This window comes from Bacillus sp. sid0103 (assembly GCF_019219025.1).
Genome location: NZ_JAHUWN010000064.1, coordinates 1 through 7,251, shown reverse-complemented (window position 1 = coordinate 7,251; position 7,251 = coordinate 1). Strand labels below are relative to the sequence as shown.

General features: G+C 38.6%; 8 protein-coding genes and 1 rRNA gene. 3 read left to right on the top strand and 6 right to left on the bottom strand.

Annotated elements, in window-relative coordinates:
- Positions 1-75, bottom strand: a 16S ribosomal RNA gene (locus KW850_RS31965); the annotation flags it as partial.
- Between the two features lie 261 nt (positions 76-336).
- Complete coding sequence (locus KW850_RS31960) at positions 337-567, bottom strand: hypothetical protein (RefSeq protein WP_218351646.1); 231 nt, start codon at positions 565-567, stop codon at positions 337-339.
- A gap of 137 nt (positions 568-704) precedes the next feature.
- Here KW850_RS31960 and pdaB point away from each other — a divergent pair, with 137 nt between their 5' ends.
- Positions 705-1,457: a polysaccharide deacetylase family sporulation protein PdaB gene (gene pdaB, locus KW850_RS31955; protein ID WP_218351645.1), complete on the top strand. Its 753-nt coding sequence runs from the start codon at positions 705-707 to the stop codon at positions 1,455-1,457.
- Between the two features lie 21 nt (positions 1,458-1,478).
- On the opposite strand, the gene KW850_RS31950 is transcribed toward pdaB, so the two are convergent.
- On the bottom strand, positions 1,479-2,171 hold the full coding sequence (locus KW850_RS31950) for a KinB-signaling pathway activation protein (protein WP_218351644.1): 693 nt from the start codon (positions 2,169-2,171) through the stop codon (positions 1,479-1,481).
- A gap of 150 nt (positions 2,172-2,321) precedes the next feature.
- Here KW850_RS31950 and gerD point away from each other — a divergent pair, with 150 nt between their 5' ends.
- On the top strand, positions 2,322-2,924 hold the full coding sequence (gene gerD, locus KW850_RS31945; protein WP_218351643.1) for a spore germination lipoprotein GerD: 603 nt from the start codon (positions 2,322-2,324) through the stop codon (positions 2,922-2,924).
- Positions 2,925-2,998: 74 nt separating this feature from the next.
- On the opposite strand, the gene KW850_RS31940 is transcribed toward gerD, so the two are convergent.
- From KW850_RS31940 to KW850_RS31930, 3 genes are all read right to left on the bottom strand, one after another.
- Entirely contained in the window at positions 2,999-4,054 is a 1,056-nt protein-coding gene (locus KW850_RS31940; RefSeq protein WP_218351642.1) for an Mrp/NBP35 family ATP-binding protein, read from the bottom strand.
- A gap of 143 nt (positions 4,055-4,197) precedes the next feature.
- Complete coding sequence (gene cwlD, locus KW850_RS31935) at positions 4,198-4,923, bottom strand: N-acetylmuramoyl-L-alanine amidase CwlD (protein WP_308128892.1); 726 nt, start codon at positions 4,921-4,923, stop codon at positions 4,198-4,200.
- Positions 4,924-5,007: 84 nt separating this feature from the next.
- Positions 5,008-5,451, bottom strand: a complete 444-nt coding sequence (locus KW850_RS31930; RefSeq protein ID WP_218351640.1) for a YbaK family protein — start codon at positions 5,449-5,451, stop codon at positions 5,008-5,010.
- Positions 5,452-5,645: 194 nt separating this feature from the next.
- Here KW850_RS31930 and KW850_RS31925 point away from each other — a divergent pair, with 194 nt between their 5' ends.
- Positions 5,646-6,560, top strand: a complete 915-nt coding sequence (locus KW850_RS31925) for a nuclease-related domain-containing protein (RefSeq protein WP_218351639.1) — start codon at positions 5,646-5,648, stop codon at positions 6,558-6,560.
- Positions 6,561-7,251: the final 691 nt, after the last annotated feature.

Sequence of the window (7,251 nt, the reverse complement as noted above, 5' to 3'; positions counted from 1 at the left end):
ATTGATTCGCTCGACTTGCATGTATTAGGCACGCCGCCAGCGTTCGTCCTGAGCCAGGATCAAACTCTCCAAGAAAGTTGATTAGCTCATTTGTTACGTTGGCTTAGCTTCTTAATTGAAGCTAAAATTTATTGTTTGTTTGCACGATTTTGTTTGTTTAGTTTTCAAAGAACAATTTCTCTATCGCTCAAAAGCGACCTTATTAATTTATCATCTGCAAGACACAATGTCAACAACTTTTTTCAATTGTTTTTTATGTCAGCAGCGACGTTTATTAATATACCAAGATACTTATTTATTGTCAACGTTTTTGAACAAAAAAAATGAAGATATTTCTTATCCCTTTTTCCTATCCTTCTTCCCTCTTCTCATATACTTAAGACAATCAGTTGGAGAAGCCACTCTTCGAAAAAGGGTAAACAAAACTTTATATCTTTCTTCCATTGCTCTTTTTACTATATGATCAATCCGATCATCTCTTAAATCAAATAATATTTCATCCATTTCTCTTTTAATAAGGTATTCCATTTCTTTTACTTCTTTATCGTTTATTAGAAGTCCAAACATTGAATAACCTCCAGCGAAATATCTAGTTATTGTAGTATTTTCCAATTATTGAAATTTTATAATAAAATTTTCTAATCATATTCTTAAAAAAATCCGCATAGGTTGAGACATGGACAGTATTGGACGAGGTGGAGACGATGAAATTCTTTTTTGTATTTAACGGGAAGTCTTTGAAGAACATTTCACTTATTTTAATAGCTGCATTTTTTACCGCTTGGTTTCTCTACATAGAGAACCTAACACAAATTCCTGTCTTTTCAACAAAAGATGGTCCGAAAGCCATTTATAGAGGGGAAAAGAATCTCGCACTTACTTTTAATATCGGCTGGGGTGACGAAAAGGCAGAGCCTATTTTAGATACGTTAAAGAAGGAAAATGTAAAAGCAGCTACTTTCTTCTTAGCCGGTTCATGGGCAGAGAGACACCCCGACATTGTTAGTCGAATTGTAAAGGATGGTTATGAAATCGGTATTCTTGGTTATGAGTACAAAGATTATCGGGATCTTGAAGATGTGCAGATTGGCCAAGATATCTCTAAAGCTCAAGAAGCCTTTAGGAAACTAAATGTAAAGGATATAACGTTACTTCGTGCTCCGACCGGTCATTTTGATGAGCGTACCTTAAAAATTGCCAAGCGGTATGGATATACAGTTGTCCATTGGAGTGTCGATTCAAAAGACTGGAATAATCCAGGTGTACCAGCCATTGTCAAAAACGTCGATAAAGCAGACAAGGGCGATATTGTTCTGCTTCATGCTTCCGATTCTGCTAAACAGACAGCAAAAGCATTGCCATTAATTGTAAAAAACATCCATCAAAAGGGGTATAAATTAGTTTCCGTATCTGAAATGATTGCGAATGGAGAGGCCAATTCAAGAGAAATAAGGTAAATAAAAAAACCGTCCAATTGATTAAATGGACGGTTTCTTTGTCTTTTTCATGTTTGCTGGTTTATTATTTTTTGATTGACCTTGGGACTGACTTGCCCTTTTTTGTCTTTCCTGTTCAGATTGCATGTTTAATTTATGCAAAATTAATAATTGATAACCATTACATGCCATTAAGGCAAACATCATGAGGAATAGCCAGCTCTTTTCATTTACACGAAGAACGGGTACCCACTCAATCAAGGTAACCACGATCATAAAGAACATGGCAGGAATAAATGCGTCACGATTGGTCTGTTTCACTTTATACCAGGCTACCGCCAAACTAATGACAAATAGAATAATAGCCGGACCAAAGTAAGGCAGTACAGAATCATTTGGACCTGCAAAATTTTCATATCGTAGATACACCAAATCAAATAAACCAAAGAGAATAAGGACGATTTGAACAGCATTCCACAGTGAAACCGATTTAAAGATTCCTAGACCAAAACGATGAACGGTTAAATATGCAAAAAAGCCCATTTGGCTGATGACACTAAACAAAAAGCCCATGACAATTAACCAAATCAATGTCGACAAAATATCAATGACTTTAAATTCAGTAAAATAGGGCTCAAACTCATTCCAGCGAACAATAAAGCCCACAATAGCCGTTGTGAGTCCGCCCACTAGTAATGTGTTGATAAATAGTTTTACCCAATTACGGCTTGTCACACTATAAACCTCCATACTACAAAAATAAACAACATAATGATTGTACCAAGCCAAAATTGAAAAATCCATATTTTATAATTCCTTACGCATAAACTTCCAGCAGTTACTACATGCTAAACTTAAGGATTTTTATGTGAAAGGGGCTTATTTATGAAAGCAAAAAGCATGTTGCTCCTCCTGCCCATCATGGTGTTCCTGACAAGTTGTTCTTCCAATGACGTCAGCAGCGGAGGACAAATTGATTATGAAGAAACAAAGAAGATGGTAGTTGATATTCTTAAAACAGATGATGGTAAGAAAGCAATCCAAGATGTGATGTCAAGTGATAGTATGAAGGAAAAGCTGGTGATGGATCAAAAAGTTGTTACCGATACGATTGAGCAAACACTGACATCAGATAAAGCAAAAGATTATTGGAAAAAAACGTTTAGTGATCCCAAATTCGCACAAAGCGTTTCAAAAAACTTAAAATCGGAAAACAAAAAGTTACTCAAAGAATTAATGAATGACCCGGAATATAGAGGGATGATGATTGAAGTTTTTAAAGAGCCTGAAATCCAAAAAGAGATGGCCGATGCTTTAAAAAGCAAAGAATACCGCGCGCATCTTCAGAAAGTCATTACAGAAACGATTGATAGTCCCTTATTTAAAGCGAAAATACAAGAATTGCTCTTAAAGGCTGCAGAAGAAGCGAATAGCAAATCCGGTTCTAAAACCAGTCAAGGCGGCAGCAAAACCGACACAGGTGGCTGAAGCTAATTGGAAATGTAAGCTAACAAAAAGAGAAGCCTATTCCACAGCGGAAGAAGCTTCTCTTTTTCATTGATTTATTTTTTTAGTAAGGCGGTTACTTTTTCAGCTATTTCTAAATAAATTTTTCCGATCTGATGGTCTTCTTGATAGATAGATGGAGCAAAGTCTTCGTCGTTCCAATCAGGCTGGTTAAGCGGCAGACGGCCGAGTACTTCTGTATTCAATTCCTCCGCTAATTTATCGCCGCCGCCTTGGCCGAATACATATTCCTTTTCTCCGGTCAACTTGCTTTCAAAGTATGCCATGTTTTCAATAACACCTAGAACTTCATGGTCTGTTTTAAGTGCCATTGCTCCCGCACGTGCAGCCACAAACGCAGCTGTTGGATGTGGAGTGGTTACAATGATTTCTTTACATGCCGGCAGCATGGTATGAACGTCTAAAGCAACATCCCCTGTTCCAGGCGGTAAATCTAACAGTAGATAGTCGATATCGCCCCACTCTACTTCACTAAAGAAACTGTTTAACATTTTCCCTAACATCGGGCCACGCCAAATAATTGGAGAATTGTCTTCAACAAAGAAGCCCATTGAAATCACTTGAACGCCAAAACGTTCTACCGGAATGATTTTTTCCCCTCTGACCACAGGTCTTTGAGTAATCCCCATCATATCAGGCACACTAAATCCATAAATATCGGCATCAATCAATCCAACCTTTTTGCCTAAACGCGCAAGCGCCACAGCTAGGTTCACTGATACCGTTGATTTTCCAACGCCGCCTTTTCCACTGGCAATCGCAATGAAGGTAGTTTTATTTGAATTAAGCAAATTAGTTTCATTAGTTTCTGGTTCCGCATGGCGATGTGCAGCTAATACTTCCTCAGGCAGATCACTAAAGCGGATTCCAACGGATGCCGCTCCAACTTCTTTTAACACGTTAACGATTTGTGTTTGTAGTTGAAGTTGTTCGGATGTACCAGTTTTCGCGATGGCTACTTTTACGCTGACATGGTTTTTTTCTTCTTTAATTTTAATTTCGACAATAGCATTTAATTCAGCTAATGTTTTATGTAAAAATGGTTCTTTAAGGCTGCCAAGAACCTCATGGACTCTTTCCTCTGTTAACATAAAAAAGCACCTCACCTTTTGAATTCGTTTCCACTCTCAGTATATCATAATCAGGACAAGAAACAGTTAATTGAATCACACGTATTTATTATCAGAAAGCAAGCATTTAACAAAAAAATAGAAGGTGTTTTTCACCTTCACCTTCAATACTCTGGTTCGACTAGTTCTTTTTCGTTGGTGTAATAACGAGTAATTCCTTGATAGATGGAGACCGCAATTTTATCCTGGTAAGAATCCTTTTTTAATTTTTCCTTTTCGGCTGGATTAGATAAAAAGCCAACCTCCACCAATACGCCGGGCTTCTTTGCATTTTTTAAGATATAAACATTATTAATGGGTTTCGCTCGCCGCGTCGTGTTCTTTAAATTTGTGCGCAGCTCATCTTGGATAAACTTGGCTGCCTCTGCATTTTCCTTATATTGAGGCGCATAGAAGGTTTGGGCCCCGCTCCATCTGGAAGAAGGAATCGCATTTAAATGAATGCTGACAAAAAAGTCATTATCGCCATCATTGATCATCTTGAGTCTATTTTTTAAATCTTCCACTTTTCTTCGACTGTAACCCCTAGTATCAGAGGCCGCTAAATCAGTATCTGTTTCTCTGGTCATAATGACAAGGGCCCCCTGCATTTGCAAGTAATCCCGAACTTTTTTGGTAATCTCTAGGGCAATGTCTTTTTCTAACGTTTGACCCGTTCCAGCGCCGCCATCTGGACCGCCATGGCCCGGGTCAAGTAAGATGATTTTTCCCGATAACGGAAGGTTCCACGCATTCAACGAGTCATCATCAACAAAGTCGTATTGTAATACGAAAAATAAGACACACAAGCCTACAATAAAACTAATTATTTTCAGTCTTCGCTTTGACACCCCAATCATTCCTTCCCGCTCGTCCCTATTCTCTAAACTATATGGGACAAAGGGGGGATTTAGAACAGGAAGAAATGCCGGACATTAATGGAGGCGGAGCTTGTGGCGCCTTTGCCCTTTTTCAAAACCTTCTCTCCACCAGATATGGATGTACTGCTCACATAGATAATACAGTGATTCACTCATGGTACCCTCTTCACCGCTTCCCCAGTAAAGGAAAAAGTTATAAAGTGTATCAATTAAGTGCTTTTCTTCGCGATAGCAGCGTTTGCGGACATCATCAAGGGTTTCGCCATGATAACCAAACTTACTAAATTTTGCTCCCAACAAAAAGGCTTCAAGGGCAATGTCGTAGCAAGCTTCTTCTATGCCTGTATTCATAATAAGGCTGGAAGCAATTTTAGTTGAGCCAAAGTACTGTTGGACTCGTTCTTTTAATGTATTAATCGATAACTCCCGAAGGACGGAACGCTCGTATTTTATTTGTTTTTCCCGTTTTTTTTCTTTAAAGGTCGTAATTACTGTCACTACTCTTCACCTCTTAGAACTATTCTTTATCTGGGGTTCAGAAGAAATGCAAGGTTACGATCAAATTAAGTTGCCAATTTTTATCCGATGGATTGGCATTGATTCGATAATTGTAAACAAAGTATTCAAACAATTTTGCGGTTGTTTTTTGTAAAATTAATATGGAGTGTTTTAATAATGAAAGGAAGTGGAATATGCAGCCTTATAAACCGCGTCTGAAGTCGAAAGAATTGAGAATTCTGAGCGCGTTAAACGCACGAATGGAGTTATCCTCTAAGGACAAGCAGCATTACGCTTATCTTGAAAAAGGATACAAAGGGGAAGTGGTCTTTGACCAGTTAACCTCAAAACTAGAGAATGATTTGTACGTTTTAAATGATTTGTGCCTTGAGCATAATAAATCCTTTTTTCAAATTGATACATTGGTGATTGCTCAGCATACGATTTATCCATTTGAAATAAAAAACTATGAGGGAGATTATCGGTATAAGTTAGGCAATTTCTATCCAAAATTATCTAAGGACGAAATAAAAAATCCGTTGGATCAATTAAAATGGATTAAAGCCCTTCTCCGCCCGCTCCTGAAAAATCTTGGCTTTTATTTATCGATTGAAGGGGACGTAACCTTTGTAAACCCCAGTTTCACCTTATATCAAGCCCCATTAAATGAGCCGATTATTCACCCCACTCAGCTTAATGCCCTGATGAAAAAATTAAATGAAATCCCGTCAAAACTAACACACCGCCACAAAATGCTGGCTGACCAATTAATCTCTATGCATCAAACAGAATCTCCCTACACCCGCTATCCCCCTTACAACTATAATAGCTTACAAAAGGGCGTTACTTGCGCCATTTGTCACTCGTTCGTATTGTGTGTTGAGGAAAAGAAGTTGTTCGTATGTGATAGATGCGGGCATGAGGAAACAGTTGATTCAGCCGTCTTACGGTGCGTGGAGGAGCTAGTACTGCTCTTTCCTGATATCAAAATTACGACTAATGTGGTACATGAATGGTGTGGGGTGATTGAGTCTAAAAAATTGATACGGAGAGTGTTAGTGCAGAACTATACTTTGATCGGGTTTGGTCAATGGTCCTATTATGAATGAAATGTGTTGTTACACTTTATTGGGCTAATGTGGGGTGTGCTTTTGAGTCCCTTGGTTCCTCTTTTTTCTTCCACTCAGTCATCAATAAGGGCGATTGGTTCCCTTGGCTCCTCTTTTTTCTGCCACTCGGTCATCAATAAGGGCGATTGGTTCCCTTGGCTCCTCTTTTTTCTGATTCTCGGTCATCAATAGACACCATTGGTTCCCTTGGCTCCTCTTTTTTCTGCCACTCGGTTATCAATAAGGGCGATTGGTTACCTTGACTCCTCTTTTTTCTGCCACTCGGTCATCAATAGACGCCATTGGTTCCCTTGGCTCCTCTTTTTTCTGCCACTCAGTCATCAATAGACGCCATTGGTTCCCTTGGCTCCTCTTTTTTTTGCCACTCGGTCATCAATAGACGCCATTGGTTCCCTTGGCTCCTCTTTTTTCTGATTCTCGGTCATCAATAGACACCATTGGTTCCCTTGGCTCCTCTTTTTTCTGATTCTCGGTCATCAATAGACACCATTGGTTCCCTTGGCTCCTCTTTTTTCTGATTCTCGGTCATCAATAGACACCATTGGGATTGAGTCCATATAATTGTGTAAAAAGAAAATGAGTCAAATTAATTCCTCATGGTTACAATGTTAACGGCGAAGAAAACAATGTGGAGGAATTAATTATGACTCAAATACAGTTTAACCTAAAT